This window comes from Nocardioides agri, from assembly GCF_013778305.1.
GTDB lineage: Bacteria > Actinomycetota > Actinomycetes > Propionibacteriales > Nocardioidaceae > Nocardioides > Nocardioides agri.
On the sequence record NZ_JACEIC010000002.1, the window covers coordinates 635768 to 660040 of the forward strand.

The following is a 24273-nucleotide window of genomic DNA, read 5'->3' on the forward strand; positions in this document are numbered from 1 at the left end:
CTCAGCGGGCACGGGCGATGACGAGGCGGGCCTGGCGGATGACGGCCTCGTCGACGAAGTGGCCGTCGTCGTCGACGGCGACGCCGGCACCGGCGAACTCCCACCGGCCGATCAACCGCTGGGCGGCCTCGACCTCGTCGGTCGACGGCGTGAAGACCTCGTTGGCGATCGCGACCTGCGCCGGGTGGATGCAGGCGCGGCCGACGAAGCCGAGCCGCGCGAGCTCGACGGTCGAGGCGCGGAAGGCGTCCAGGTCGCGGAAGTTCGTGGACACCGGGGCGATCGGCGGCTTGATGCCGGAGGCGGCGGACGCGAACACGACGTGCGACCGGGAGTAGAGCAGCTCCCGCTCGTCGGGGCCTGCGGTGATGCCGACGTCGGCGCGCAGGTCGGCCTCGCCGATCTGCAGCCGCTGCACGCGCGGGGCGCGCGCCAGCTCGCCGGCCCGCAGCACGGCGCGCGCGCTCTCGAGCAGCGGTACGACGCCCGCGGTCGACCCGAGCGAGGCCAGCAGCCGGTCGAGGTCGAGCAGCTCGTCGACGGTCTCGGTCTTGGCGAGCATGAAGCCGGTCAACGCAGGCGCTCCCGCGACCGCGCGGACGTCGGCCTCACGGAGGGCGCCGGCGTTCACCCGGACCCAGACGCCGACGTTGTCCAGGACCGGCAGGTCGTGCAGCCAGACCCGGGCGATGTCTCGCGCCCGGTCCTTGTCGCGCGGGGCGACGGCGTCCTCGAGGTCGATGATGATCTCGTCGGCACCTCGCTCCAGGATCCGCTCGAGCTTGTCGTCGGCGTCGCCGGGCACGTAGAGCGCCGAGCGCGCCAGGAAGCTCCTCAGGTCAACCGACACGGGTCTCTCCCTTGATCAGCGACTTCGCGACGACCGTGCGAAGGATGTCGTTGGTGCCCTCACCGATGCTCATCAGGATCGAGTCGCGGTAGAGCCGCTCGACCTCGAACTCGGTGGAGTAGCCGTAGCCGCCGTGCACCTTCATCGAGTCGATGGCGGCCTGCAGCGCGACCTCCGAGCAGAAGATCTTGGCCATGCCCGTCGCCCCGTCCGCGCGCCCGTCGCGTACGGCGTCCGCGGCCCAGTAGGCCATCAACCGGGCGGCCTGCACCTGGGTGCCGAGCTCGCCGAGCTTGAGCTGGATCGCCTGGAAGTCCGCGATCGGCCTCCCGAAGGCCTTGCGCTGCTGGGCGTAGGCCAGCGCCTCGTCGTGGGCGCGCTGCGCGATGCCGACCGAGCGGGCCGCGATGTTGACCCGGCCCCACTCCAGCGCCGACAGCACCTGCTGCATGCCGCGGCCCTCGACGCCACCGACCAGCTGCGCGACCGGGACGCGGACGTCGGTCAGCGAGATCTCGCAGGACTCGGTGCCCTTGTAGCCGAGCTTCGGGATGTCCTTGGTGACCTCGTAGCCGGGGGTGTCCGCCTCGATCAGCAGCACGCTCATGCCCTTATGGGCGGGCGACGCCGACGGGTCGGTCTTGACGAGCACCGGCAGCGGGTCGGCGTACCGGGCGTTGGTGATCCACATCTTCGCGCCGTTGACGACGTAGCAGTCCGTGTCGGGGTCGAGCCGGGCCGTGGTGCGGATCCCCTGGAGGTCGGTGCCGGCGTCGGGCTCGGTGAGGCCGATGCCGGTGCGCCGCTCTCCGGTCGCCAGCTCGGGGAGGTAGCGGTCCTTCTGGTCCTGGGTGCCGTGCATCGCGATCAGGCGGCACGCCAGCGAGTGGCTGCCGAGGATGCCGGCGATGCCCATCCAGCCCCGGGCGATCTCCTCGAAGACCAGGGCGAAGGAGACCGGGTCGAGGTCGAGCCCGCCGTACTCCTCGGGGACCGTGATGCCGAAGAGCCCCATGTCCTTCATGCCGTCGACGATCTCGGTCGGGTAGCGGCCGGACTGCTCCCAGTCGCGCGCGACCGGGACGATCTCCTTGTCGACGAACGTGCGCAGCAGCGCCTTGAACTCGCGCTGGTCCTCGTCGAGCTCGAACCTCATGGTGTCTCCTCGTCCGGTCGTGCTGGTGTGAACACGGGCAGCGCGCGACCGTCGGGCAGGTCGACCCAGCCGACGGTCACGGCGTCGCCGATCGCCGGCTCGGCCATCAGCCGGGTCAGCAGGACCGGGCCCTCGGCGAGGCGCACCCGCGCGACGACGTACGGCGTCGCGACGTCGGGCCGCGGCGCGCGGTGGACCACGGTGTAGGTGTCGACGGTGGCGGCGCCGCTGGCCTCCACCAGCGTGAGCGCGTCGGTGCGGCCGCAGCCGGTGCAGACCGCGCGCGGCGGGTGCTGGCGGTGGCCGCAGCCGCACGTCTGCACCGTGAGCCGGTGCTCGCGGGTGGCGTCCCACCACTCGCCGGTCATCTCGTCGGCCGGTGGCACCTCGCCAGGCGTGAACCAGGTCATCGGGCCACCCCCAGCACGACGGTGGCGTGGGTGGAGAGGATGCCGCCGGTGCCGTGCGCGACCGCGACCTCGGCCCCGCGCACCTGCCGCCTGCCGCAGTCACCGCGCAGCTGTCGCACGGCCTCGACGAGCAGCAGCACGCCGTACTGGCCGGGATGGCAGTAGGACAGGCCGCCGCCGGTGGTGTTGAGCGGCAGTGCGCCGCCGGGCCGCGTGCGGCCGTCGGCGATGAGGTCCAGGGCCTCGCCGGGGCCGCAGAACCCGAGCCCCTCGAGCGACAGCGCGGCGGTGATCGTGAACGAGTCGTAGACCTCCACGACGTCGACGTCGGCGGCCGTGATGCCCGCGCGCCGGTAGGCGTCGGCCGCCGAGCCGGCGGCGCCGGGGACGGTCAGGTCGGGGACGGTCGTGAACGACGTGTGGGTGGTGCGCTCGCCGTAGCCGAGCACCTCGACGGGCGTACGACGCAGGTCGCGGGCGCGCTCGAGGGAGGTGAGGACCACCGCTCCCCCGCCGTCGGTGACCAGGCAGCAGTCGGCGACGGTCAGCGGGCTGGAGACCATCGGTGCGCCGACGACGTCGGCGGCCGTGATCCGGCCGGCGTCGTGGCGGAACGCCTCGGGGTTGAGCAGCGCCCACTCGCGGGCCGCGACCGCGACCTCGGCGAGCTGCTCGCGGGTGCCGCCGTAGCGGTGCAGGTAGGCCTGCGCGGCCATGCCGTAGTAGGACGCGGGGTAGAGCGGGTCGTAGGGCTCCTCGAACTGCGCCTCCGGCACCCACGCCTCGAAGACGCCCCCCAGCCGCCGGGTGCGCGCCGAGCGCTGGTTGGACGCGAACGAGATCACGACCACCGACGCCTGCCCGTCGCGGATCGCCTGGGCGGCACGGGCGACGAACATCTCGAAGGCGCTGCCGCCCGCGAACGTCGAGTCCGTCCAGGTGGGCACGATCCCGAAGTGGTCGGCGAGCTGGGTGGCGGAGAAGCGGGAGACGCCGGTCGTCGCGATGCCGTCGACGTCGGCGAGCGTCAGGCCCGCGTCCGAGAGCGCCCGGGTGACCGCCTGGGTCTGGAGACCCAGGGTCGAGAGGCCGGTCGACCCCAGGTCCGACTCGGCCGCCCCCACGATCGCGACACCGGTGCTCACGGGCGGCGCACCTCGGCGGCGGCGGGTGCCACGGCGACCCGGGCCCGCTCGCCCACGACCTCGACACCGCACTCGATCGAGACCAGGTCGCCGTCGGTGCCGACGACGCGACCGGTGCAGCGCACGGTCTCGCCGGCGTGGACGAGGCTCTTGAAGCGGAAGGACAGCGCGGTCAGCTCGGCGCCGGGGCCGGCCCAGTCGAGCACCATCTCGGCGAGCAGCGCGCCGAAGAGCTGGCCGTCGACGACCGGCGCCGGCAGGCCCCGCTCGGCCAGCCAGGCGCTGTCGTAGTGCAGGCGGTGCCAGTCCCAGGTGGCGCCGGCGTAGGCGACCATGTCGGGGAGCTCGATGGTCCGCTCGAGGGAGAGCCCGGTCATCGGGCGACCTCCACGTAGATGAGCGTCTCCTCGTTCTCGACCAGCAGGTCGCCGGCCTGGTTGGTGTAGGTCGCCAGCGACGTCACGACGACCATCCCGGCGCCCGAGCCCGTGGTGCGCTCGGCGACGTCGGTGACCGTCCACGTCGCGGTGACCACGTCGTCGGGCCGCACCGGCTGGTGGAAGCGGTAGGAGTTGCCGCCGCGGACCTCGCGGGTGCCCGGGATGTGGAGGTGCCAGCCGTGGCCGGCGTACCCGTTCTCGTCGCGCGGGAGGCCGGTGAACTGGTTGGTCTCGCACACCAGCGTCGGCGGCGCGACGTCGCCGGCGAGGTGGCGCGGGTCGTCGTCGCCGGTGGCCAGCGCGAAGTAGCGGATCGACGCGCGGCCGAGCGGCTCCGGAGCGGTGTAGGTGCGCGAGCGCCCCACCAGGGCACGCACCTCGTCGGTCAGGAGAGTCACACCAGCACCGCCGTCGGGAAGACCTCGAAGAGGAACTCCGGCCGCAGCAGACCCGCGCACCCGGCCACCGACGCCTTCGCCCGGGGGAAGAGGCCCTCGCGCACCGCGCCGATCGCCGGCCCGTCGCCGCCGGGGCAGATGTACTCGAGGACGTGCGCGAGCCGGTCGGGCGAGGCGCCGACCTCGTCGAGGACGAGCTGGATCGCGGCGTACGTCGCCTCGGCCTGCGCGACCGAGTCGTCGGGGTGGAGCGCCTCCTGGGTCTCCATGTCGAGCGCCGCGAAGCCGCTCATGTAGAGCGTGTCACCGGCGAGCACGCCCGGCATGTAGGTGAGCGTGTCGTAGCGCGACCAGCCGGGGTTGACGTTCTTCAGCGGCAGCCGCGAGGCGGTCACGTCCAGCGCGACCAGCTGCCCGGGCCGGTGCAGCCGCGACATCAGGATGCCGCCGGCGCCGGGGAAGACGCCGTCGCCACCCAGGCGCTCCTTGCGCTCGCGGTGCGTGCGCCGGTAGACGTCGCGGGTCTCGGGGGTGCTGTAGTCGAACGTCGTGACCGCGTTGGCGAGCGAGAGCCCGAGCGCGCCGAGCCGGCGGGCGGCCTCGTCGAGGCACCACGCGTACTGGCCCACGAAGTCGCCCTCGTGCACCACCTCGCCGCTCTCGTCGACCGGGATCACGGTCGGCAGCACGACCGCGCCCTCGCCGACCGGCGGGGCGCCGGTCTCGGCGCGGTACGGCGCGCCGCCGGGCAGCGACTCGACCACGACCGTGGTGACGTCGCCCTCGGCGGTGCGCAGCTCGTCGTAGCGCTCGAGGGCGTCGACGGCGATGTACTCGATCATGCATCTCTCCTGGCGAGGCGGTCGGCGACCGTGATCAGCGAGGGCAGGTCCAGCGCGTCGACCGCCGCCGCGAGCGCGGCCGCGGCGGCGGGGCCGCCGACGTTGCCGGCGAGCTTGGCGTCCAGGGCGGCGCCGGCGCTGCGGTCGACGTGGCCCGCGAGCGTGCGGCCGTCGGCGAGGGTGACGGCGACCCGGCTCGGCGCGTCCGCGGCGACCCGCGGGTCGGGCACCTCGGTCACCCGGACCCGGGCGGCGAGGGCGCGGACGGCGGGGCGGGCGAGCGACTCCGGCGCGTAGGTGTCCGCGGTGACCTCACCGTCGATGAGCAGCGCGGCCAGGCTCCACGGCAGCGAGAACTTCGCGTCGTACGCCGTGCGCGGGTCGGTCTTGTCGGGGGTGCAGACGATCGCGGCGCTGTCGGGGTGCACCTCGACGGCGACCTCGGCGATGGCGGCCGGGTCGACCGGGAGCACCTGGCGCCCCGCGTCGAGCGCGGCGTGCATGAGCTGGCAGGCCGGGTAGGGCTTGAGCGTGATGTGCGTCGTTTCCCAGCGCGCGCCGAGGTCCGCGGTCACGAGCGCCGGGTCGGCCCGGCCGCCGGCGAGGGCGGCGTAGAGGCCGCGCTCCCCCTCGAGCACGCTGGCCGGCCCGTCGGCACCGGCCGCCGCGAGCCGCGCGGCGAGGATGCCGGCGTGGGAGGCGAGGCCGGGGTGGAGCTGCTTGGTCGACGAGCCGGTCGCCAGGAACTCCAGCAGGCCGCCGGCGCTGCTGCCCGCGATGCCGAGCGCGTCGATCGTCGTGACCTCGTCCAGGCCCATGAGCCGGGCCGACACGAGTGCCGACGAGAACACGCCGCACGCCATGGTCGCGTGCACACCCCGGCCGTGGAACGCGTGCGGAGCGGCTCCGGCGATCCGGCAGACCGCCTCGAAGCCGACGACGGCCGCGACGAGCGCCTCGTCGGGCGCCGCCCCGACCTCCTCACCGACCGCCAGCAGCGCCGGGAGCACCACCGCGGTGGCGTGCACGAGGCCGCCGGCGTGGGTGTCGTCGAAGTCGAGAGCGTGCACGAGCGTCCCGGTCGCAAGCGCTGCGGCCGGTGCGCTGATCTTGAGGCCGCGACCGAGTAGCGTCGCCTGCGGCGGACCGCCGAGCCCGGCTGCCACGGACAGCGCGGGCTCGGCGGCGCCCCTCCGGGCCGCCGCCACAGCGGTCCCGAGCCCGTCCAGGACATGTCGCCGGGTTGCGGCGACGACCTCATCGGGCAGGCCGTCGCGGCGCAGGCCGAGAGCCCACGCCGCGAGGTCCGACGCCACGGTCACGGGAGCTCCCCGAAGGCGCCCTGCGCCGACAGGTGCGCGACCGTCGCGTCGTCGTACCCGAGCAGGCCTCCGAGCAGGCGGTCGGCGTCCTCGTGGCGCAGCGGCGCGCGGCGGTACGTCGGCGGCTCGGAGCCCACCCGCACCGGTGAGGCGACCTGGCGCACGGTGCCGTAGCGCGGGTGCTCGGTCTCGACGAGCAGGTTGCGGGCGATCGTGTGCGGCTCGGTCATCGCCTCGGCGACGTCGTTGATCTTCGCCGTCGGCACGGCCGCCGCCCGGAGCGGCTCGACCCACTCGGCCACCGTGCGGGTCGCGAAGATCCCCTCGAGCAGCGGCAGCAGGACGTCCCGGTTGCGGTCGCGGTCGGCGAAGGTCGCGAACCGCGGGTCCGCGGCCCACTCCGGCCGGTCGATGACGGCGGTCAGCCGCTGCCAGAACTTCTCCTTGGCGCAGCCGACGACCAGCCAGCCGTCCTTGGCCTCGAACGCCTGGAAGGGCACCAGCGACGGGTGCGCGGAGTGCCGGGTGCGCACCGGCTGGAAGCCGGCGTTGAGGTGCCAGGCGGCCGGATAGGTCAGCAGGCCCATCGCGGTGTCGTAGAGGCTGACGTCGCAGTCCATGCCCACGCCGTCGCGGCGGGCGGCGTGGATGCCGGCCAGCAACGAGATCGCAGCGACGAACCCGCCGCTGTAGTCGACCATCGACAGGCCCGACTTGGTCGGCGGCCCCTCCGGGTCACCGGTGAGGTCCATCCACCCCGCGAGCGCCTGGAGCACGTAGTCGTAGCCCGGCTCCTTCTGCCGCGGACCGGTCATGCCGAAGCCGGTCAGCGAGCAGCAGACGATCGCCGGGTTGAGGTGCTTGAGGTCGTCGTAGGTGATGCCGATCTTCGCCGGCACGTCGCCGCGCAGGTTGCTGTAGACAGCGTCGCTGACCGTGACCAGGTCCTCGAAGACCGCTCGCCCGGCCGGGGTGGCGAGGTCGAGGGAGAGGCTGGACTTGTTGCGGTTGAAGGTCTCGAAGAACAGCGAGTCCTCGCCCTCGGCGTACGGCGGGACGTAGCGGCCGACGTCGCCGCCGACCCGCGGGTCCTCGATCTTGATCACCTCGGCGCCGAGGTCGGCGAGGTGCACGCTGCCGAACGGCCCGGCGCCGTACTGCTCGACCGCGATGATGCGGACGTCCTCGAGCGGCCTCATCGCGCGCCTCCTGTGAGCTCGGCGATCATCGCGATGACCTCCTTCTGGGCCACCCGGATCTCCGCGGCCGAGAGGCCGTGGGTGGGCGGCGTGAGCTTGATGGTGTCGGCGACGCCGTCGTAGGCCGCGATCCGCTCTGCGACCTGGTCGCGGGTGCCGGAGAGCGTGAGCGCATCGACCATCGCGTCGGAGACGTGGCCGGCCAGCTCGCCCGCCGTGGCCCCGGAGAACGCGTCGATGACCTTCTGCTGGTCGGCGGCGAGCCCGTGGAAGTCGAAGAAGTCCGCGTAGGTGCGGACCGTCGCGTAGAAGCCGACCATGCCGGCGCTGCGACGGCGCGCGAGGGCCGGGTCGGCGTCGACCGAGCAGCACGACGAGGTGACGACCTCCACGTCGGCGCGGGTGCGCCCACCGCGTGCGATCCCGGCCTCGATCTCGGGCAGGATCCGCTCCCGCAGGAATGCGGGCGAGGTCAGCTCGTGCGAGATCCAGCCGTCGGCGATCTCGCCGGCCAGCCGGGTCAGCGCCGGGCCCATCGCGGCCAGGTGGATCGGGATGTCGGTGCGCAGCACCGGGTAGGGGCGCCGGTAGCCGCGGATCCGCATCGGCTCGCGCTCGCCGTCGAGGTCGATCGGCTCGCCGGTGGTGCAGCCGGCCCAGAAGGCGCGGATGTTGCGCACGGTCTCGCGCAGGTGGGTGACCGGCTTGTCCCAGTCGACGTGGTGCCAGTCCACATTGAGCTTCTGGACCCCGCTGCCCAGGCCGAGCACGAACCGGCCGCCGGCGATCTCGTCGAGGTCGAGCGCCTCGAGCGCCGTGACCATCGGGCTGCGCGGGAAGGCCAGGGCGATCGCGGTTCCGACCCGCGCCGTGCTGGTCGCCTGGGCGACCGCCGCGGCGCTGACCGGCGCGCTGCGGTGCAGCTCGGGCACCCAGACGGCGTCGGCGCCGGCGGCCTCGGCCGCGCGGGCGGCGTCGGCGAGCTCGCCGAGCGTCTCGCCCCAGGGACCGTAGGTGAGGCGGAGCATCAGTCCTCCAGCGACAGCGGCCGCTCGCCCTCGGGGAAGATCCCCTCGAGCTGCTCGGCGCCGTGCTTGTAGACGTAGAAGGTGCGCAGGAAGGAGCACACCTCCTTGCCGTCCTGGTTGAGGGTCCGGGTGCGCACGGTGACGATGCCGGCGTGCGGGCGCGAGGACGACTCGCGCTTCTCCAGCACGATCGACTCGCTGTAGAGCGTGTCGCCGGCGAACACCGGGTGGGTCATCTTGATGTCGTCCCAGCCCAGGTTGGCGAACGCGTTCTGGGTCAGGTCGGTGACGCTCTGCCCGACGGCGATCGCCACCGTCAGGGTGGAGACGACCAGGGGCTTCTGGAACTCCGACTTCGCGGCGTACTCCGCGTTGAAGTGCATCTGGTTGGTGTTCATGGTCAGCAGCGAGAACCAGGTGTTGTCCGCCTCGCTGACCGTGCGGCCGAGGGGATGCTGGTAGATGTCGCCGACGGTGAAGTCCTCGAAGAACCGTCCCTGCCAGCCGGGCTGCTTGCTCACGCCGTACCTCTCAGGTCTGCGGACGCCAGCAGCAGCTGGGCGACCGCCTCGGGCCTGGTCAGCGGGGCGTCGTGGCCGCCGTCGATCCAGGCGTAGGGGGTGCCGCGCTCGTCGAGGCGGCCCCGGGTGGTGCCGCACGGGTACGCCGGGGGCGTGTCCGTGCAGAAGGCGTAGGTCGTCGCGGCGTCCGGCTCGCCGGGCGAGGCGGGGTCCAGCGACGGGGCGAGCGGCACCGGGACGAGCCGCTGGTTCATCCAGGCGGCGGTCGCGGCGTCCAGGTCACCGGCGGGCTCGATCTGCCGGGGCGGGATCACGGTCTCGCGCGGCGGGAGCTGCGGCGGGGAGGCGCCGAGGTCGACCGCGCGCTCGCCGGGGTCGGGCACGGCGGCGTCGACGTACACGATCGCCCGGACGGGCCGCCGCAGCGCCACCTCGCGCACGACCACGCCGCCCTGGCTGTGACCGACGAGCACGACGTCGTCCCCGTCGGCGTACGGGAGCACCTCCTCGACCCACCGGTCGAGCGAGGCCGCGTCGCTGGAGAGTGTCGGCGCGTGCACGTCGTGGCCGGCGGCGCGCAGCAGCGGCGCCACCCGGTCCCAGGCCCAGCCGCCGCGGAACGCCCCGTGGACGAGGACGAACGTGCTCACGCGGAGTTCCCGGGCTCGTCGAGGACGACCTCGAGGTACTCGCGCGGGTAGGACTCGTAGGGCTGCAGGTGCTCGTACATCGCGACCAGGTGGTCCTGGTAGTCGGGGTGCTGGGTGCACTCCTCGTAGGACGCGACCGAGTCGAAGTAGCGCAGGTGCGTGAAGTGGGTCCGGTCCTCGACGCCGCGCACGAGCCGGCGGCCGCGGTAGCCCGGGTGGTCGCGGAAGAACCGGCCGAACTCCTCGGACAGCGCGACGTACGCCGCCGCGTGCTCCTCGCCCGGCTTGGTCCATGCCTGGCTCACCACCACGATCACGGCCGACTCCTTCCTGGAATGAATGACAACATAGATCATATATCCGTACCATGCAGGCATGACGAGCAGCACACAGACCAAGACCATCCACGAGTTCCTGGCGGACGCTCCGAACGTCGACCGCATGGAGCTCTGGACCGCACTCTGGGGCATCCTCAGCGAGGCCAAGGACAGGATCACCGCGGAGCTGGACGTGCAGCCGTACCCGTCCGGTGACGGCCTGGACTACTGGACGTCGGAGGACGGCGGCTACGAGGGATCGCTCAACCCCTACGTCGGCGACCCGGACAACGGCGTGGAGTGGCTCGTGCACTCCTGGATCGGCAACCGCAAGAACTCGATCCTCGACATGAACCTGCAGGTCTGGCTCGGTCCGCACATCGACGTGCCGCACCTCGTGCTCGTCTTCGGCACCGTGCCCAACGTCTTCCACTTCTCCGACGTGGTCCCGCGCCGCGACCCGATGGTCGACGTCGACTACCTCAACACCTACTTCGACCCGCAGAACGCGAAGTGGCTCGAGCTGCGCGGCGACGACCGGTTCGTCTGGTCGGTCAGCCACGGCACCTACATGCGCGCCTTCAACTCCCCCATCGCGAACTCCTACATGGCCACCTGCTCGGACGCCGAGGCCGTCGAGGTCTTCGGCGCGGCCGTCCGCGACCGGGTCGACACCTGGCTGCAGTGGGTCCGTGACGCCACGCCGGTCCCGGTCGAGGAGCGTGCCGCTCTCCGCGAGCGCGACCACCTCGTGCGCCGCTACGGCTACACGCTGGACCCGATGAACGAGCTGTCGAAGAGGTTCCTCGGCGCCGAGCGCGTCGACGAGCTCGTCGCGACCCGCGCCGGCCTCGACCAGATCGCCGCCCTGCAGGCCCGGGCATGAAGGTGCTCGTGATCGGTGCCGGCCTGGTCGGCACCGAGGTCGGCACCCGGCTGCGCGGACTCGGCCACGAGGTCGCCGGCACGACGACCACGCCCGGCAAGGTCGAGGCGCTGAGGGAGAGGCTGGACGAGGTGCTGGTGCTGCGCGGCAGCGACCGTGAGGCGGTGGCCGCCGCGATCGCCGGCCGCGACGCCGTCGTCATCGCCGCCGGGCCGTCGGCCCAGAAGGCGATGACGCCCGAGGACCGCGCCGCGTCGTACCGGGAGATCCTCGTCGACACGGCCGAGTCGGTCGTCGCGGCAGGAGGTGCGCCGTACCTCGTCGCGCTGTCGTCGCTGTCGGTCTACGGCGACGCTGCCGACCACCTCGACGAGGTCACCGAGGACTCCCCCGTGACCAGCTCGACGGACCCGAGCCCGACGATGTTCCTGGCGATGGAGCGGGTCTACCTGGACGAGGCGGGCGATCGCTCGTGCGTCTTCCGCTGCGGCGACATCTTCGGCGCCGACGACCCGCCGATCGAGGCCAAGGTGGGCATGGCTCACCAGTACCTCGGTGGCTCGGTGCCGTTCAGCGGCGAGGCGCTCTTCTACCGCCTGGCGGTCGAGGACGCAGCCGACGCGATCGTGCACGCGCTGGAGACCCGGATCACCGGGCTGCACAACCTGACCCACGCCGAGGTGCCGCCGACCAACGCGGCCCTCTTCGACGCGATCTCCGCCGCCGTCGGTCAGCCGGCGCTGACCTACCGCGACGAGATCGCGTCCCCGAAGCGGCCGATCTCGGTCGCGCGGCTCGCCGGCACCGGGTTCGTGGCACAGCGGTCGTACGACGCCGCCACCCTCTCCGCCGCGGGCTGAGCACACGGCGTCCGGCCCCCTCACGCACCCGCGCAGAACGGGACGTGAGGGGGCCGGTCGTCATGCGTGGCGCCCTGCGGACGTCAGGCCTTGGGTCGCACCGCCCCGGGCACGATCAGCAGCAGCGCGGCACCGAGCAGCGACAGCGCGATGGCCCACAGCGCGATCACGGGCAGGGCGTCGCCGCCACCGGTCTGCGGCAGCCCACCACCGCTGGTCCCGGACCCCGAGCCGGAGCCGGAGCCGGAGCCGGTCTCGTCGTCGACCGGCTCGGAGCCGACCTTCATCGCGCCCATCGCGACCGCGTCGGTCTGGCAGTCGGCGTCGATGGCCAGCGCGGCGAAGTTGAACGTGAACCCGGTGACCGACACGTCGACCTCGTCCCCGTCGACCGCGAGCTTGCCCGAGAGCGTCGGGACCTTCACCGGCGCCTTGGCCGCGGCAACCGCGTGGGTCGTGCCCTCGATGGTCGTCTTCTTCGTGGCCACCACCAGGTCGAGCGTCACGTCCATCTGGCCGTCGATCGGCACGGGCGAGATCCCGGGCAGGTCGGACATGGTGGCCGACACGGAGAGGTCGTCCTTGGCCTGGGCGCGGGAGCCCGAGACCGTGACCGTGGCCGGATACTCGAACTTCGTTCCCAGCGGGTTGAGCACGCAGGCGAACTCGACGTCGCCCTCGGCCGGCTCGCCCTTCGACGCGCCGCTCGTGGGGGACTTCGACGGCGACGTCGACGGCGAGGCAGACGCGGCGGCGGTCGGCGTAGCCGTAGCGCTCGCGGTCGTGGTCGGCGGCGGCACCGTCGGCGTCGCGCTCGGCGTCGCCGTCGGCAGCGTGCAGTCGGTGGAGATGCCAGAGACCGTCAGGTTGAGGCTGGTGAACACCGCGGCCAGCGAGGTGAACTCGAAGTCGAGCTTCCCCGTGAGGTCCGGGACCGGGACCGGCTGTTTCGCACCGGAGTTCGAGACCGGACCCGATCCGTTGAGCGTGGTGGTCACGCCCGCGGAGGTCAGCACGATCCTGGACGTGCCCGGGAAGTTCATCATCTTCACCGGCGCGATCCCCGGCATGTCGGAGACCTTCACGGTCACTGTGGCGCCCGCGGGACCGGTCGCCGAGAAGTCGACCTGCGCCCCCGGCCAGTCGAACGCGTTGCTGCTGGATCCGGGGATGGTCGTCACGCACTTGAGGTCGAGCGTGACCGCCGCCGCCGACGCGCTGCCGCTGAACGCAGCGACCGTGCCCAAGACGAGGCCGCAGACCGCCAGCACCGCCGCCAGTGGATGGCGGAGCCCCAGAGACAGACCGAGCTTCCTCATCAGGCGTGCTCCCGGCTGCGGCGACCCGGCACGAGCAGCACCAGGCCGACGCCGGCCGCGAGCAGGGCGCTGGCGCCGAGCAGCAGCACCGGCACCGAGTCACCGGCGCCGGTCTTCGGCAGCGACGTCGTCTCGGCCGACTCAGTCACCGTGCTCGACGGCTCCGCCGTCGCGGTCTCGCTCGGCTCGGCGGCCGCCGACCCGAAGGAGATCATGACCTCGTAGGTGTTGGCGTCGACCGTGGCCTGGTCCGTGGCGTTGGGGAGCGGCGCGGCCGCGATCATGCACTGCACCTTGGTGCAGTCGTGGGCGCCGAACTTCTCCTTCACGACGATCGTGAAGGACGACACGTTGCCCTTCGCATCCGCGTTGCGGAACGTCGCGCCGCCCGCCGTGTTGCAGTCGGCCGGGCCCTCGTAGCCCTCGACGCACTGGCCGATCGCGATGCTGGCCAGGTTGGGCTCGAAGCCCGACCCGGAGATCGTGATCCGCTGGCCGTCCGTCAGGTTGTCGCTCGCACTGACCTGGAGCGTGGGCGCCGCGAAGCTCGGGGGCGCCGTCACGACCACCACGAGCAGCGCGGCGACCGCGGCGAGGCCACGGGACAGCAGGGACACACTTCTCTTCACGTCGATCTCCTCCAGGTTGGTCATCGACTCGTCACGGGCTGGATGCGGGTCACCAGCTGTTCGGGGGCAGGCTCGGCCTCGGGTGTCGCCAGCCGAAGCCCCGAGCGGTGGATGGCGGCCTGGTCGGCGCCGAGGTACGACGTCACGACCGCGGGGTCGGTGCGCACCTCGTCGGGGGTACCGGTGGCGATGACGCGGCCGAGGTTCATCGCGATCATGCGGTCGGACAGCCGGGACAGCAGCGGCAGGTCGTGCTCGATGACGACCATCGTGGTGCCGAGCTCCTCCCGGATCGCGAGCAGCAGGTCACCGAGGGCGTCGCTCTCGCTCTGGGCGATCCCGGCGGACGGCTCGTCGAGCAGCAGCACCCGGGGCTCGAGCGTGAGCAGGCAGGCCAGCTCGACGACCCGCCGGGTGCCGGTCGACAGCTCGCCGACCGCGTGCCGGGCGTAGCGGGTGAGTCGCATGCGTTCGAGCACCTCGTCGGCGGCGTCTGCCTTGTCGCGCTCGGCCGAGCGGACCCCGAGGGCCGAGGTCCACAGCTGGGTGGGCTCCACGCGCTCCTGGGCGACCATGAGCGTCTCGTGCACGGTGAGCGTCGGGAAGAGCGCGGCGTCCTGGAAGGACCGCACCAGGCCCTCCCGGGCCCGCTGCTCGGGCGTGGCCGTGGTGATGTCGATGCCGTCGAAGACGATCCGCCCCCGGTCCGGCTTGGTGAAGCCGGCGACGATCTCGAAGCAGGTCGTCTTGCCGGCGCCGTTGGGGCCGATGACGCCGAGGATCTCGCCACGGCTGACCTCGAAGCCCACGTGGTCGACGGCCACGACACCGCCGAAACGACGCGAGACGCTGTCGACGGTGAGGATCGAGCCCTCCCGACCGGACTCCACGGCGACCCGTGGCACCAGGCCCGCGAGCCGCGGCCTCTCGTGCAGCGGCGACGACGTGTGGCCGGTCTCGTCGAGCACCACCCCGTGCCGCTCCCGCATCGGGTCGATGCCCGCGCGCCGAGCCAGACCGTCGTACAGCAGGTCGCGGCCGCGTGCGACGACGCCGCCGATGCCGTCCGGCAGGAAGATCACCACGAGCAGCCACACCACGGCGAGCGCGGCTTGGCCGACCATGCCCATGCCGGTGAAGGCCGGCAGGCCGACGAGCAGCAGCGCGCCCATCAGTGGACCGAGCGTGACGGTGAGACCGCCGACGACGGTGACCGCGACGACCTCGATGCTCGCGTCGGCAGGGAAGGAGTTGACGGTCAGCTGCGACTGGCCGTGACCGATCACGATGCCGCCGAGGCCCGCGAGCGCGCCGGACACGGCGTACAGCTGGATCATCCGCATCCGGTTGGGGACGGTGAAGGCCCGCGCCGCGTGCTCGTTGTCGCGCAGCGCCTGGATCATCCGGCCGAAGCCGCCGTGCCTCAGGTTGTTGGTCACCCATACGCCGATGCAGAGCATGAGCAGCGCGAAGAGGTAGTAGTCGACGGCGTACTCGACCGGGTAGCCGAACCACGTCGGCTTCGCCGGGGAGATGCCATCGCCGAGGAAGAGCTCCTGGCGCAGCAGCCAGGTCGAGGTCGCGAGCGCGAAGGCCAGCGTGGACACGGCCAGGGCGAGGCCCTTGAGCCTCATCGCCGGGATGCCGACGAGCGCGGAGGCCAGCGCCGCCGAGACCACGCCGCAGAGCAGGCCGAAGAGGAAGCTCTCGGTCGCCTCCGAGACGTGCACGGACGCCGCAGCGGCGATGCCGGCGTAGGCGAACTGCCCCAGCGACAGCTGGCCCGAGACACCGGTCAGGAGGCCGACGCTGAGCCCCACCAGCGTGTAGCCGGCGACCAGGGTGAGCACGGACGCGGTGTCGTTGCTGACGGTGTAGGCCAGGCCGACCGCGACGAGGATGCCGACGGCGACGGAGACGCGCGGCAGCCAGACGATGCTGCGCACCGTGCGGTACGACGCGGGCAGCGGCGGCAGCACGACCCGGCGCCAGCGGCCCTTGTCCTGGCCGGAGCGCCCGAGCTGCGGCTGCCGGAGCAGCGCGACGACGATGATCAGCGCGATCACGACGGTGACCAGGTCGCGGGTGTCGGGGTTGGAGAGCAGCAGCTGCTCGACGACGCCGATCCCAAGCGAGGCCGCGATCGCGATCGGGATCGACGTCATCCGGGCGATGACGGCGCCGGCGAGGCCCTTGAGCAGCAGATCGGGGCCGAGGCCCTCCATGCCGGCGCCGGCGGTCGTCGGGGTCACGAGGATCGCGGAGAACGCCGCGACGCCGCCGGCGATCGCCCAGGCCAGCGTGGCCATCCAGCGCGCAGGGATGCCCTCGAGCCTGGCGGTGTCCGGGTCGTCGGCCGCGGCGCGGATGGCGATGCCCATCCGGTGGTGCCGCAGGAACCAGCCGAGGCCGGCGAGCAGCACCGGCGCGAGCACGAGCATCGCGACGTACGGCGTGCCGATCGGCAGCGACTGGATCTCGAAGGTGGGCAGCAGCGTCGGCTCGGGGTAGGTGAAGCCGCTGACGCCGTCGCTGTTGATGACCATCGACATGACGATGATCAGCTGCGAGAGGCCGAGCGTCGCGATCATGCCGACGAGGCCGGGACGGCCCTCGAGGCGGCGCACGACGACGACCTCGACGAGGCCCGAGAGCAGCGCGGCCACCACGATGGCGACGACGAACGAGCCCCAGTAGGGCAGCCCCCAGTCGGCGACGAGGAGCGCGAGCATCGACGCGCCGAAGGCGCCGATCGAGCCGTGCGCGAAGTTCACGAACCGGCTGGAGCGGTAGACGAGCACCAGTCCGACGGCGAGCAGGCCGTAGGTCAGGCCGGTGAAGAGCCCGATGACCAGCCGGTCGATGCCGAAGTCGAAGCCGCTCATGCCTGCGCCCCCTCGGGGACGGCGTGACCGCCGAGCATCAGGGCGCGGACCCGCTCCGGGTCGGCGGCCAGCTCCGCCGCCGTGTCCTCCGCGATGATCTCGCCCTTCTCCATCATGTAGACGCGGTCGACGAGCGACAGCGCGACGTTGACCGACTGCTCGACGAGCAGCACCGCGCTCCCTCGCTCGTTGAGCCGCCGCACGAGCTCCATCAGTCCGCCGACGACGACCGGAGCGAGACCGAGGGAGAACTCGTCGATCACGAGCAGCTTCGGCTCGGCCACGATCGCCTTGGCCAGTGCGAGCATCTGTCGCTCGCCACCGGAGAGGTTCGAGGCGGGCTGGTCGCGGCGCGCGTGCAGCCGCGGGAAGACAGCGAGGGCGGCCTCGACGGCCTCCTTCGTCCACCTCCGGCTGCCGGAGGTGTAGCCGTGCATCGCGAGGTTCTCGGCCACGGTGAGCGACGGGAACGTCGCCTGGCCGACGACCTGGCACAGGCCCAGGTCCACGCGCTTGCGGGTCGGCATCCGGGTGACGTCGACACCCCCGAGGTGCACGGAGCCGTCGTCGGGGCGCAGCAGGCCGCCGATCACCTTGAGCAGCGTGCTCTTGCCGACGCCGTTGGGGCCGAGCAGGGCGACCTTCTCCCCCTGCTCGACCGTGAGGCCGGCGTCGAACAGCACCTGGACGGGGCCGTACGACGCGCGGATGCCGGCGCAGGACAGCGCCGCCGTGCCGTCACTCGTCATCGAAGGGCACCTCGGGTCCGTCGTAGACGAAGTTCCCGAGCGCCTCGTCGAACTTGAGCACGCGGTAGCCGCCGACGGCCGCGCGGCCGCCCCCGCCGAGGGCGTTGCCGGGGCCGGAGGCACTCTGGAAGTCGCCCCCGTCGCGGTCGACCACCTGCGCCCAGGCGGCCGCATTGAGGTCGCCGTCGATGCCGTCGGCGCCGAGCTTGAGCAGGCGGGCGGCGTCGCAGTAGGGCAGCGCCACGCGGGCCGACTCGCGGGACTCGAACTCGATGCCCGCGTCGGCGTAGATGCCGAGGCACTCGGTCTCGGCGTCGCCGGTCGGGAGATCGAGCTGCGAGTCCGGCACGTCCTGCGGCGGGTGGAAGCCGACACCGACCATCCCGTTCATCGTGTCCGCCGGGATCGTCTCCGGGTTGTTCACGAAGAACGACGGGTTGTCGAAGCTCGAGATCGCGTAGCGCGGCTTGAAGCCGTCCTGCGAGCCGGCGACGGTCGCGAAGACCGACGCCATCCGGGAGCCGCCCAGGAACATCACGCGGTCGATGTCCTTGCTGCGGAAGGTGATCGCGCCCTGCTCGAGTCCCATGAAGAGCGTGCCGGTGTCGGTGGTGTCGACCCACGAGACCTCCGGCTCGACACCGGCCTCGCGCAGGAGCGGCACGGCGAGGTTCTCGATGGTCTCGCGGTTGACCGGCGAGTCCGCGGCGACGACGCCGACGCCCTCCTCGCCCTCGAAGAAGCCCTGCTCGGCGAGCACCGTGACGTAGGAGCGCACGAACGCGCCGTACTCCGGGAAGCTGGCGGTCCAGAGGTAGGGCGACTGCTCCTCGAGGTAGTCGGTGCTCATCGCGTAGAGCGAGGCGTCGAGCACCAGCGTCTGCCGGTCGGTGTAGCAGGGCCGGGCGTTGGTCTGGTACTGCCCGGTCATGACGACCGCGAACGCCTGGTCGTCCTGGGTGATCTGGTTGCACAGCTGCTCCTCGGCAGCCGGTGAGTCGTTCTGCGCGTCGTAGAGGCGGAAGACGGCGTCCATCTGCTTGCCGCCGAGGCCGCCGTTGTCGTTGACCCAGTCCTCGAGGGCCTGGATCTGCGCCTTCTGGTCACCGACCGACGCGGTCTTGAAGCCGGTGAACTTCTTGACCTTGTCGAGGTCCACCGCGACGAAGACGACCTTGACCGTGTCGCCGGTGACGCCCGGACCGGGACCGGCCGCCGCCTGGGTGCCGAGGTCGCTCGCGGCGCCGGTGTTGCCGCCGGGCATCAAGGTGCCGCAGCCGGCGAGCGCGAGGGTGAGGCCCGCACCGACCGCTCCGACGCGCAGCAGCGCCGAGCGGTCCCGAGTCCATCTCCTCTGGCTGTGCACGGCTGCTGTCACTCCTTCGGTTGGCATCTCATAGACAATATACGATATTTCCTGTAGGTCAGGAGGCTCGGGGCGCGTTGTCCTCAGCCCGTTTGGACCACCAGGCCTCGGCGGCCGCCAGGTCGACGACCGCCTCGCCCGCCACGGGCTCGTCCGGAGCCCGGCCGGCGGCCGCGCCCCCGGGAGCGAGCAGCGGGAGCGGGTGCGGGACGACGGGCTTGGGACCGGCCCCGGACCGGTAGCGCCACCAGGCGTCGGCCGCCGAGAGGTCCACGACCGACTCGCCGCCCGGGAGGCCGAGTGCTGCGGCCCGCGCTCGGCGACGCAGGCCGAGCCGGTGCCGGACGCCGACCGCGAGGAGCGTCAACGCCAGCGCGTTGAGCGCGAAGAGCCCCCACGGGAAGGTCGTCCACTCGAGCGCAAACGCCCCGTTCTCGGTCTCGCCGACCTGGCCGACGACGTGGTAGGTCCCGAACGCCGCCATCGGAAGCGTGACCGGCACGGTGACGACGGCCTGCTCCCCCGGGTCCAGGACGCCGACCTCGGCGTCGACCACCTGCGGCTCGACGTCGTCGGAGCGGCCGACGGAGACGCGCACGAGGGGGTTGTCGACCGTCGCGTCCCCGAGGTTCTGCACGATGAAGACGAGGTCGCGCTTCGGCGCGCCGCCGAACAGCTCCGAGAGCGTGGCCTGCCCGTCGAGGCGGGCCTCGGAGACGGCCAGGTCCTCGACCACCTCCGGGTCGGCCGGGACGGGTACGGCGGGCTGGTCGACGGGGAGGTCCGGCGGCAGCGGGATGTCCTCGGGCGGGACGACCGGCGTCACCACGCCGCCCGGCGTCACGCCTCCGGCGCCGTCGTCGGTCGGGACCTCCTCACCGTCGTCGCTCGGGACCTCCTCGCCGTCGCCGTCGACCGGCGTCTCGCCGGCGTCCGGGTCGACCGCCCCGCCGATCGCGCCGGAGACGAGGTAGACGGCGCCGATGTGCGTCGAGGTGCGCGCCTGGTCGACGATCACCGACCTGGTCGCCCGGTCGGCCACCTCGTACGTCGCGGTGAAGGCGCCGGCCGCGTCGACCTGGACGCTCACCTGCGGATCCGCGGTCACCGCGCTCGAGCTGTCCGCGCCGGCGTACCCGCGGATCGTGACCGGTCGGGTCGGGTCCCAGCCGGTACCGGTCAGGGTGACGGACGTGGAGTCGACGCCGAGCTGCTCGGCCGCGACGACGCGCTGCGTGTCGAGCACCGTGAAGTCGGCGGAGGCGCTCGTCGGGGCGTCGCCGACGCGCAGGGTCGTGGTCGTGAGCGGCGCGTCCATCGGCACCGCGAAGCTGCCGCTGCCGCTGCCGTCGGGGGCGGTCGTGAGGCTTCCGACGGTCGTGCACGCGCTCGCAGCGTCGCAGAGCTCGACCGTGGCAGGGGCCGAGGACGCCAGCCCGGCCACCTGCACCGAGACGACGTCCACGGGTCGTGCCGCGTTGCGGACGGCCTGGTCGGCGATCCCGCTGACGGTCAAGGACGCGCCGGCGACGGTCGTCCACGACGCGCTGAGGTCGGTCGGCTCCGGCTCGGTCGCCGGGTTGCTGCCGCTGGGAACGCCGGAGTCCTGGCCGTTGCAGGCCACCCGCAGACCCGGCGCGTCGAAGTAGACGGCGTCCAGCCGGACGCCATGGGTACCCGCGGCGCCGACCGGCACCTGCTGGGTGGGCGCCACGAGGTTCGCGACGGGCTCACCACCGGCGACGGCGAACGGGACCGTGACCGGGCTCGCCAGCGGCGTCCCGTCCACGGAGAGCAGGAGGGACGCCGTGCCGGCGACGTCGACCGGCGCGAGCACCGGCCCCCCCACGATCGTGACCGTGACGGCGCGCGTGCCGCCGACGGCCGTCGCCCCCGCCGTCTCGAGCAGCACCCCGCCCGTCGCTGGGTCGACGGTCCAGGGCTCGAGCGCGGTCGAGAAGTCGTTGGCCGGCTCGGCGTCCAGCGGCGTACCGCTCGGGAGGTAGCTCCAGCACCCGCCGCTCGGCGTCACCGCTGCGGCGGCCGCCGCGGACTGGCCGACCAGGCCGACGCCGTACGCCGCCGCGGACCCCACGAGCAGCAGGGCGAGCGGCCCACGGAGCCGCGTGCTGCGCACCGCCAGCCTCATCGCACCCCTTTCGAACCTCACCCGCCCGACGTTCCGGCGATGATATATTCCCATTGTGCGAAATGGGTGGGGTTCGGCGACACGGCTCACGATCCGGGCGGTGGCCGAGCTGGCCATCACCGCCGGCGTCGTGCTGGCCGTCTTCGTCTTCTACCTGCTCGTGTGGACCAACCACCGCACCGAGGCGGCTCAGGCCGACCTCACCGAGGACTTCCGCGCCGCGCAGGAGACCGGCACGGAGGTCGAGGACCGCTTCGCGCCGCCGGACTCCGGCGAGGGCCTCGGCATCCTGCACATCCCGGAGCTCGGCGAGGACTGGAGCTGGGTCGTCGTCGAGGGGGTCGGCGACGCGGACCTGGCCCGCGGGCCCGGCCACTTCCCCGGCACCGCGATGCCCGGCAGCATCGGGAACTTCGCCGTGGCCGGCCACCGGGCCACCCACGGCGAGCCGTTCGCCCACCTCGACCGGCTCGGGGTCGGCGACGACGTGGTGGTCGAGACGGTGGACGGCTGGCTGACCTACGAGGTGACCTGGGTGCGAATCCTCTCCCCCAGCGCCACCGAGGTCCTCGAGCCGGTCGCCGGCCACCCGGGAGAGAAGGCGACCCAGCGCACGCTCACGCTGGTCACCTGCAACCCCCGATGGAGCTCCACGGAGCGGCTCGTCGTCGGCGCCTCGCTCGTCGAGCGCCGTCCGGCAGACGCCGGCCCGCCGGACGCCATCGCCTGAGCGGACCGGACACGCCACGACTCCCACCGCGACCGGGCGGTCGCGATGGGAGTCCCGGATGGCCGTCGGGCCGTCACGCCACCTCCTTCCACGGGTCGTGCTCGGCGAGGATCCGGTCGACGCGGGCCTGGTCGAGGCGGGCGAGGACGTGCTGGTCCTCGTGGGCGTCGCGGATGCACTTCGCGAGGCTGAAGGCGGAGGTCGTGAGGAAGACGGTGCCGAGGGCGAGGAAGGCCTTGGGCCACGGCTCGGCCGGCAGGTAGTAGATCGCGACGAGGATCGCGAAGAGGGCCAGGCCGAACGCGATGGCGGACTGGGCGTAGAAGGCGGCGGTGTTCTTGGCGTTGGGATTGTCCATGCGACGAGCCTCGCCCGGCGGCCCCCGGCGGCACATCCGCACGGATACTCAGATCCGGCGACTGCCGGTGCCAGACTGCCGCGTGTGAGCCCGTCCCCCGCCGCCGTCGCCGTCGAGGACCGGCTCTTCCGCGCCCTCGCGGTGCTGCGCCTCGTCGTCCTCGCGAACGTCGTCGTGCTGACCGTGGTCCGCTCCGGCGACGTCGAGCGGCCCGCGGCGGCCGCCGCCAGCCTGGCGGTGATGACGCTGTGGACCGGCTTCGCCATCTGGGCGTACGGCGAGGCGCGGCGGCGTACGCCGGCGCTGCTGGTCGCCGACCTGGCCCTGGCCGTGGCGCTGCTGCTCGCCACCCCGTGGGTGATGAGGGGCGATGCCGGGAGCCTGCCCGGGTTCTGGGTGATCGGGGCGCTCGTCGCCTGGGCCATCCACTACCGCTGGGTCGGCGGGCTGGTCGCGGGTGCGCTGCTGGCCGCGGCCGACCTGGCTCGGCAGGACGTCGACCGCTCCGACTACGGCAACGCGTTCCTGCTGGTGATCGGCGGCGCGATCCTCGGCTTCATGTGCCAGTCGCTCCAGGAGATGGCGACCGAGCGCGACCAGGCCGAGCGGGCGGCCGCGGTCGCAGCGGAGCGCGCGCGGCTCGCGCGGGCCGTCCACGACGGGGTGCTCCAGGTGCTGGCCCTCGTCCAGCGGCGGGGCCGCGAGCTGGGCGGCGAGGCCGCCGAGCTCGGACGGCTCGCCGGCGAGCAGGAGGGCGAGCTGCGCCGCCTCATCCGGGCCCAGGACGCGGTCGTCGCCGGCGCCGACGACACCGTCGACCTCGGGGCGGCGCTCGTCCAGCTCGAGAGCCGGCCCGGCGTCACCGTGTCGACCCCGGGGACCCCCGTGGAGCTCTCGGCCGGGACCGCGCGCGAGCTGGTCGCGGCCGCGCAGGCCTGCCTCGACAACGTGCACCGCCACGTCGGCGAGGACGCACCGGCGTGGGTGCTGCTGCAGGCGTTCCCGGACCGCGTCGAGGTCTCGGTGCGCGACGCCGGTCCGGGCATCCCTGCCGGCCGGCTCGACGCCGCGGCCGCCGACGGCCGGCTCGGCGTCGCGGAGTCGATCCGTGGCCGGGTCGCCGACCTCGGCGGCACCGCCGACCTTGTCACCGGCTCGTTCGGCACCGAGTGGGAGCTCGTCGTGCCGCGGCTAGGGTCCGGGGCATGAGCCTGCGCGTGATGGTCGTCGACGACCACCCCCTGTGGCGCGACGCCGTCGAGCGCGACCTCGCCGCGGCCGGGCTGGAGGTGGTGGCGGTGGCGGCCACCGGGCGCGAGGCGCTGGCCCGCTTTCCCGCCGCCCGCCCCGACGTCGTCGTCCTCGACCTCCAGATCCCGGAGCCCGACGGTGTCCAGGTGACCGCGGCGATCGCCCGCCTCGACCCGTCGGCCCGGGTGCTCATCCTGTCCGCGTCCGGCGAGCAGGCAGACGTGCTGGCAGCGGTGACGGCCGGGGCGACCGGCTACCTCGTGAAGTCCGCGTCGCGCGAGGAGCTGCTCGACGCCGTACGCCGCACCGCTGCGGGCGACGCCGTCTTCACCCCTGGCTTGGCCGGGCTGGTGCTCGGCGAGTTCCAGCGCCGGTCCGACGAGCCGGACCCGGGCGAGGCGCAGCTGACCGACCGCGAGACCGAGGTGCTCAAGCTGGTCGCCAAGGGCCTGTCCTACCGCCAGATCGCCGAGCGCCTGGTGCTGTCGCACCGCACCGTGCAGAACCACGTGCAGAACACCCTGCGCAAGCTGCAGATGCACAACCGGGTCGAGCTCACCCGCTACGCCCTCGAGCGCGGGCTGGACGACGACTCCTAGTCCCCCACGGTGATCCGGTCGAAGGGCAGCAGCGGCTCGACGGTCGGGAACACCCAGGCGAGCAGCACCCAGAGGACGACGGCGAGCAGGACGAGCGCCTCGGCCACCTTGAGCCAAACCGGCCCGGGCAGCAGGCGCCACAGAGCGGCGTACACGGAGGCCAGCGTAGGCGGCGGGTCCGTGGGTGGGAGGAGCAGTCCCCCCGCGCCGACAG

Annotated in this window: 26 protein-coding genes; 5 read left to right on the forward strand and 21 right to left on the reverse strand. The window is 72.9% G+C overall.

Features of this window, described 5'->3' with window-relative positions:
• Position 1: 1 nt before the first annotated feature.
• From HZF07_RS07605 to HZF07_RS07665, 13 genes are read right to left on the reverse strand one after another with little or no spacing between them, the layout of a single operon-like run.
• Complete coding sequence (locus HZF07_RS07605; protein ID WP_309504653.1) at positions 2 to 850, reverse strand: HpcH/HpaI aldolase/citrate lyase family protein; 849 nt, start codon at positions 848 to 850, stop codon at positions 2 to 4.
• Positions 840 to 2006 carry an acyl-CoA dehydrogenase family protein gene (locus tag HZF07_RS07610; protein ID WP_157340636.1) on the reverse strand — a complete coding sequence of 389 codons (1167 nt, stop codon included), beginning with the start codon at positions 2004 to 2006 and terminating at the stop codon, positions 840 to 842. Before HZF07_RS07610 ends, HZF07_RS07605 begins: the two co-directional genes overlap by 11 nt.
• Complete coding sequence (locus HZF07_RS07615; protein ID WP_157340638.1) at positions 2003 to 2416, reverse strand: Zn-ribbon domain-containing OB-fold protein; 414 nt, start codon at positions 2414 to 2416, stop codon at positions 2003 to 2005. The genes HZF07_RS07610 and HZF07_RS07615 overlap by 4 nt, the downstream gene beginning before the upstream one ends.
• Positions 2413 to 3561 carry an acetyl-CoA acetyltransferase gene (locus HZF07_RS07620; protein WP_181644918.1) on the reverse strand — a complete coding sequence of 383 codons (1149 nt, stop codon included), beginning with the start codon at positions 3559 to 3561 and terminating at the stop codon, positions 2413 to 2415. The genes HZF07_RS07615 and HZF07_RS07620 overlap by 4 nt, the downstream gene beginning before the upstream one ends.
• Positions 3558 to 3938: a MaoC/PaaZ C-terminal domain-containing protein gene (locus HZF07_RS07625; RefSeq protein ID WP_157340640.1), complete on the reverse strand. Its 381-nt coding sequence runs from the start codon at positions 3936 to 3938 to the stop codon at positions 3558 to 3560. Before HZF07_RS07625 ends, HZF07_RS07620 begins: the two co-directional genes overlap by 4 nt.
• A complete protein-coding gene (locus HZF07_RS07630; protein ID WP_181644919.1) occupies positions 3935 to 4399 on the reverse strand; it encodes an FAS1-like dehydratase domain-containing protein in 465 nt (154 codons plus the stop codon). Before HZF07_RS07630 ends, HZF07_RS07625 begins: the two co-directional genes overlap by 4 nt.
• Entirely contained in the window at positions 4396 to 5241 is an 846-nt protein-coding gene (locus HZF07_RS07635; protein WP_157340642.1) for a RidA family protein, read from the reverse strand. Before HZF07_RS07635 ends, HZF07_RS07630 begins: the two co-directional genes overlap by 4 nt.
• Positions 5238 to 6563, reverse strand: a complete 1326-nt coding sequence (locus HZF07_RS07640) for an MmgE/PrpD family protein (RefSeq protein ID WP_181644920.1) — start codon at positions 6561 to 6563, stop codon at positions 5238 to 5240. The genes HZF07_RS07635 and HZF07_RS07640 overlap by 4 nt, the downstream gene beginning before the upstream one ends.
• Positions 6560 to 7762, reverse strand: coding sequence for a CaiB/BaiF CoA transferase family protein (locus tag HZF07_RS07645; protein WP_157340644.1), 1203 nt, complete (start codon positions 7760 to 7762; stop codon positions 6560 to 6562). Before HZF07_RS07645 ends, HZF07_RS07640 begins: the two co-directional genes overlap by 4 nt.
• Complete coding sequence (locus HZF07_RS07650) at positions 7759 to 8790, reverse strand: LLM class flavin-dependent oxidoreductase (RefSeq protein WP_157340646.1); 1032 nt, start codon at positions 8788 to 8790, stop codon at positions 7759 to 7761. The genes HZF07_RS07645 and HZF07_RS07650 overlap by 4 nt, the downstream gene beginning before the upstream one ends.
• On the reverse strand, positions 8790 to 9311 hold the full coding sequence (locus tag HZF07_RS07655; protein ID WP_181644921.1) for a MaoC family dehydratase: 522 nt from the start codon (positions 9309 to 9311) through the stop codon (positions 8790 to 8792). Before HZF07_RS07655 ends, HZF07_RS07650 begins: the two co-directional genes overlap by 1 nt.
• The gene (locus HZF07_RS07660) at positions 9308 to 9961 is read right to left on the reverse strand and encodes an alpha/beta fold hydrolase (RefSeq protein WP_157340648.1); all 654 of its coding nucleotides are present in this window, start codon (positions 9959 to 9961) and stop codon (positions 9308 to 9310) included. Before HZF07_RS07660 ends, HZF07_RS07655 begins: the two co-directional genes overlap by 4 nt.
• Positions 9958 to 10278: an antibiotic biosynthesis monooxygenase gene (locus HZF07_RS07665; RefSeq protein ID WP_157340650.1), complete on the reverse strand. Its 321-nt coding sequence runs from the start codon at positions 10276 to 10278 to the stop codon at positions 9958 to 9960. The genes HZF07_RS07660 and HZF07_RS07665 overlap by 4 nt, the downstream gene beginning before the upstream one ends.
• Before the next feature lie 58 nt (positions 10279 to 10336).
• Between HZF07_RS07665 and HZF07_RS07670 the strand changes: the two genes are divergently transcribed.
• Both HZF07_RS07670 and HZF07_RS07675 read left to right on the forward strand, forming a co-directional pair.
• Positions 10337 to 11164, forward strand: a complete 828-nt coding sequence (locus HZF07_RS07670) for a hypothetical protein (protein WP_157340652.1) — start codon at positions 10337 to 10339, stop codon at positions 11162 to 11164.
• A complete protein-coding gene (locus HZF07_RS07675) occupies positions 11161 to 12024 on the forward strand; it encodes an NAD-dependent epimerase/dehydratase family protein (protein WP_157340654.1) in 864 nt (287 codons plus the stop codon). The genes HZF07_RS07670 and HZF07_RS07675 overlap by 4 nt, the downstream gene beginning before the upstream one ends.
• 83 nt (positions 12025 to 12107) lie before the next feature.
• On the opposite strand, the gene HZF07_RS07680 is transcribed toward HZF07_RS07675, so the two are convergent.
• From HZF07_RS07680 to HZF07_RS07705, 6 genes are read right to left on the reverse strand one after another with little or no spacing between them, the layout of a single operon-like run.
• Entirely contained in the window at positions 12108 to 13343 is a 1236-nt protein-coding gene (locus HZF07_RS07680) for a hypothetical protein (RefSeq protein WP_157340656.1), read from the reverse strand.
• On the reverse strand, positions 13343 to 13996 hold the full coding sequence (locus HZF07_RS07685) for a neocarzinostatin apoprotein domain-containing protein (RefSeq protein ID WP_157340658.1): 654 nt from the start codon (positions 13994 to 13996) through the stop codon (positions 13343 to 13345). Before HZF07_RS07685 ends, HZF07_RS07680 begins: the two co-directional genes overlap by 1 nt.
• Positions 13993 to 16857 carry a branched-chain amino acid ABC transporter permease/ATP-binding protein gene (locus HZF07_RS07690; protein WP_157340660.1) on the reverse strand — a complete coding sequence of 955 codons (2865 nt, stop codon included), beginning with the start codon at positions 16855 to 16857 and terminating at the stop codon, positions 13993 to 13995. The genes HZF07_RS07685 and HZF07_RS07690 overlap by 4 nt, the downstream gene beginning before the upstream one ends.
• A complete protein-coding gene (locus tag HZF07_RS07695) occupies positions 16854 to 17606 on the reverse strand; it encodes an ABC transporter ATP-binding protein (protein ID WP_157340662.1) in 753 nt (250 codons plus the stop codon). The genes HZF07_RS07690 and HZF07_RS07695 overlap by 4 nt, the downstream gene beginning before the upstream one ends.
• A complete protein-coding gene (locus tag HZF07_RS07700) occupies positions 17596 to 18999 on the reverse strand; it encodes a hypothetical protein (RefSeq protein WP_157340664.1) in 1404 nt (467 codons plus the stop codon). The genes HZF07_RS07695 and HZF07_RS07700 overlap by 11 nt, the downstream gene beginning before the upstream one ends.
• A 31-nt stretch (positions 19000 to 19030) precedes the next feature.
• Complete coding sequence (locus tag HZF07_RS07705) at positions 19031 to 21109, reverse strand: hypothetical protein (RefSeq protein WP_181644922.1); 2079 nt, start codon at positions 21107 to 21109, stop codon at positions 19031 to 19033.
• A 112-nt stretch (positions 21110 to 21221) separates the two neighbouring features.
• On the opposite strand from HZF07_RS07705, the gene HZF07_RS07710 reads away from it, so the two are divergent.
• Complete coding sequence (locus HZF07_RS07710; protein WP_157340669.1) at positions 21222 to 21851, forward strand: class E sortase; 630 nt, start codon at positions 21222 to 21224, stop codon at positions 21849 to 21851.
• Positions 21852 to 21924: 73 nt separating this feature from the next.
• Here HZF07_RS07710 and HZF07_RS07715 read toward each other — a convergent pair whose 3' ends face one another.
• Positions 21925 to 22209: a YiaA/YiaB family inner membrane protein gene (locus HZF07_RS07715; protein ID WP_157340671.1), complete on the reverse strand. Its 285-nt coding sequence runs from the start codon at positions 22207 to 22209 to the stop codon at positions 21925 to 21927.
• A gap of 84 nt (positions 22210 to 22293) precedes the next feature.
• On the opposite strand from HZF07_RS07715, the gene macS reads away from it, so the two are divergent.
• Together macS and HZF07_RS07725 are read left to right on the forward strand one after the other, a co-directional pair.
• Positions 22294 to 23418 carry a MacS family sensor histidine kinase gene (gene macS / locus HZF07_RS07720; protein ID WP_309504654.1) on the forward strand — a complete coding sequence of 375 codons (1125 nt, stop codon included), beginning with the start codon at positions 22294 to 22296 and terminating at the stop codon, positions 23416 to 23418.
• Positions 23415 to 24059, forward strand: a complete 645-nt coding sequence (locus HZF07_RS07725) for a response regulator (protein WP_157340673.1) — start codon at positions 23415 to 23417, stop codon at positions 24057 to 24059. Before macS ends, HZF07_RS07725 begins: the two co-directional genes overlap by 4 nt.
• Here HZF07_RS07725 and HZF07_RS07730 read toward each other — a convergent pair.
• A complete protein-coding gene (locus tag HZF07_RS07730; RefSeq protein WP_157340674.1) occupies positions 24056 to 24214 on the reverse strand; it encodes a hypothetical protein in 159 nt (52 codons plus the stop codon). The genes HZF07_RS07725 and HZF07_RS07730 overlap by 4 nt on opposite strands.
• Between the last annotated feature and the right edge of the window lie 59 nt (positions 24215 to 24273).